1 protein-coding gene and 2 pseudogenes are annotated in these 2,967 nt (G+C 65.7%); 2 read left to right on the top strand and 1 reads right to left on the bottom strand.

Translation table 11 applies throughout. The annotated features are described in order from the left end of the window. A pseudogene (locus tag EOA29_RS31190) lies at positions 1-1,125 on the top strand (glutamate synthase subunit alpha); the annotation flags it as partial. Between the two features lie 154 nt (positions 1,126-1,279). After that, on the top strand, positions 1,280-2,734 hold the full coding sequence (locus EOA29_RS31185) for a glutamate synthase subunit beta (RefSeq protein WP_126092130.1): 1,455 nt from the start codon (positions 1,280-1,282) through the stop codon (positions 2,732-2,734). On the opposite strand, the pseudogene EOA29_RS31180 reads toward EOA29_RS31185, so the two are convergent. Further along, positions 2,731-2,967: pseudogene (locus EOA29_RS31180) on the bottom strand (DUF459 domain-containing protein); the annotation flags it as partial. The gene EOA29_RS31185 and the pseudogene EOA29_RS31180 overlap by 4 nt on opposite strands.

The following is a 2,967-nucleotide window of genomic DNA, read 5'->3' as shown; positions in this document are numbered from 1 at the left end:
GTCATCAACTTCTTCTTCTACGTGGCGGAGGAGGTGCGCGCGCTGCTCGCCGAAATGGGTTTTACCCATCTCGACCAGATCATCGGCGACACCGACCTTCTGGAGAAGCGCGACGTCATCCAGCACTGGAAGGCGCGCGGGCTCGACTTCTCGAAGATGTTCTTCAAGCCCGACGCGCCGCACGAGGCACTGCACTGGACCGAGCGGCAGAAGCATCCGATCGACGACGTGCTCGACCGCAAGCTGATCGAGCTGGCGAAGCCGGCGCTGGAAGCCAAGCAGGCCGTCACCATCGAGCTGCCGATCCGCAATGTCGACCGCTCGGCCGGCGCGATGCTGTCTGGCGAAGTCGCCAGGCGCTTCAAGCACAAGGGGCTGCGCGAGGACACGATCACCGTCAAGCTCACCGGGACGGCCGGCCAGTCGTTCGGCGCGTTCCTGGCGCGCGGCGTCTCCTTCGATCTGGTCGGCGCCGGCAACGATTATGTCGGCAAGGGCCTGTCTGGCGGCCGCATCGTCATCCGGCCGCCGGAAGAGGCCAAGATCATAGCCGCTGAATCGATCATCGTCGGCAACACGGTGCTCTATGGCGCGACCGAGGGCGAGGCCTATTTCGCCGGTGTCGCCGGCGAGCGCTTCGCGGTGCGCAATTCCGGCGTGGCGGCAGTCGTCGAAGGCGTCGGCGACCATGGCTGTGAGTACATGACCGGCGGCATCGTCGTCGTCATCGGCAAGACGGGGCGCAACTTCGCCGCCGGCATGTCGGGCGGCGTCGCCTATGTGCTCGACGAGAAGGGCGATTTCGCCGAACGCTGCAACATGGCGATGGTCGAGCTGGAGCCCGTTCCGGAAGAGGACGACCTGATGGAGAAGCTGCTCCATCACGGCGGCGACCTCGACCACAAGGGACGCGTCGACGTCTCGGGCGACATGACCAGCCACGATGAGGAGCGGCTCTATCAGCTGATCTCGAACCACGTCCATTACACGGGCTCGGCGCGCGGCCGCGAGATCCTCGACAACTGGCAGAACTTCCGGCCGAAATTCCGGAAAATCATGCCGGTCGAGTATCGCCGCGCGCTGATCGAGATGGAACGCATGCGCATGAGCGTGGCAGCGGAATAGGCTTCGGGCATGGCCGGGAAGGGATTTCCCGGCCGGCATCCTCACCAACAATCCTGACCTCGGAACCAAGGTTGCCATGGCGGCCTTATGAGGTTAACGGGTGCGCCGACAAGCTAGGCTTTCGAGCGTGCCTTCGGACAGCAGGGACTGGACTATGGGCAAGGTGACAGGGTTTCTTGAGATCGACCGGCAGGTGCACAAGTACCAGCCAGCTTCCGACCGCATCCGGCATTTCCGCGAATTCACGCTGCCGATGTCGGACAAGGAGGTCGAGAAACAGGCCGCGCGCTGCATGGATTGCGGCATCCCGTACTGCCACGGGCCGACCGGCTGCCCGATCCACAACCAGATCCCGGACTGGAACGACCTCGTCTACAATGGCGACTGGGACGGCGCGATCCGCAACCTGCACTCGACGAACAATTTCCCGGAGTTCACCGGCCGCATCTGCCCGGCGCCGTGCGAGGAAGCCTGCACGCTGAACCTCGAGGACATTCCGGTCGCCATCAAGACGGTCGAACAGGCGATCGCCGACAAGGCCTATGAGACCGGCCACATCCGGCCCTATCCGCCGGAGAAGAAGACCGGCAAGCGGGTCGCCATCATCGGCTCAGGGCCGGCCGGCATGGCCGCCGCCCAGCAGCTCGGCCGCGCCGGTCATGACGTCCATGTCTATGAGCGCGAGAGCCGGCCAGGCGGGCTGATGCGCTACGGCATTCCCGACTTCAAGATCGAGAAGCACTATATCGACCGGCGCATCGAGCAGATGCAGGGCGAGGGCGTGAGCTTCCATTGCGGCGTCAATGTCGGCGTCGACAAGAAGGTTTCGGAACTGCTCGCCGAGCACGATGCCGTGCTCTATTGCGGCGGCTCTGAAACGCCGCGCCCGGCCAACATTCCGGGCGATGATCTCAGCGGCGTCTATGACGCCATGCCCTATCTCGTGCAGCAGAACCGGCGTGTCGGCGGCGAGCCGATCCAGTCGGTGGCCTGGCCCTCGCACCCGATCATCGCCAGCGGCCAGCATGTCGTGGTTGTCGGCGGCGGCGACACCGCGTCCGACTGTATTGGCACGGCCTTCCGGCAAGGCGCGGTGCGCGTGACGCAGCTCGACATCCGTCCGCAGCCGCCGGAGAAGGAAGACAAGCTCGCCGTCTGGCCCTATTGGGCGACGAAGATGCGCACGTCTTCCTCGCAGGCGGAAGGCGCGGAACGCGAGTTCCAGGTGGCGACGCTCGAATTCATCGGCGAGGACGGTCAGTTGACCGGCGTCCGCTGCTGCGAGGTCGACGAGAAGCGCAAGCCGATCGCCGGCACCGAATTCGTCATCCGCGCCGATCTCGCCTTCATCGCCATCGGCTTTGCCGGCCCGGCGGGCGACAGCGTGATGAAGGAACTCGACGGCGAGATAAAGGTCGTCACAGACAGCCGCCGCTCGAAGAACGTCGAGGCCAACGACCGCGACTACAGGACCAGCGTCGACAGGCTCTACGCGGCGGGCGACGTGCGCCGCGGCCAGTCGCTGGTGGTGTGGGCGATCCGCGAGGGCCGCCAGGCGGCGCGCTCGATCGACGAGGCGCTGATGGGATCTACGGTGCTGCCGCGTTAAGGATTAATCGCCGTCGTCGTGTCAGAAGCGGCGGCTGCGGCTGCCGGTTTCGACGGCCAGGAAAAATCGTCGGCGCGGCCGGGCGAGGCAACCGGCGCCTTGCCCTCGACGGTCAGCTTCTCGCCGGGCAAGTTGGGATCGGCCTTGGCGGGCGGCGCGGCGCCCAGCAGTTCCGTGCCACCGTCGAGCGCGGGATCGCTGAGCAGCATCGGCGCAGTGCGGTCGACTATGAC

It is taken from the genome of Mesorhizobium sp. M1E.F.Ca.ET.063.01.1.1 (assembly GCF_003998155.1).
Lineage (GTDB): Bacteria > Pseudomonadota > Alphaproteobacteria > Rhizobiales > Rhizobiaceae > Mesorhizobium.
This window is presented reverse-complemented; position numbering and strand designations above follow the sequence as displayed.

Coding starts and splice junctions, on each gene's coding strand:
- EOA29_RS31185 (WP_126092130.1), top strand. CDS start 1,280: ATGGGCAAGGTGACAGGGTTTCTTGAGATCGACCGGCAGGTGCACAAG.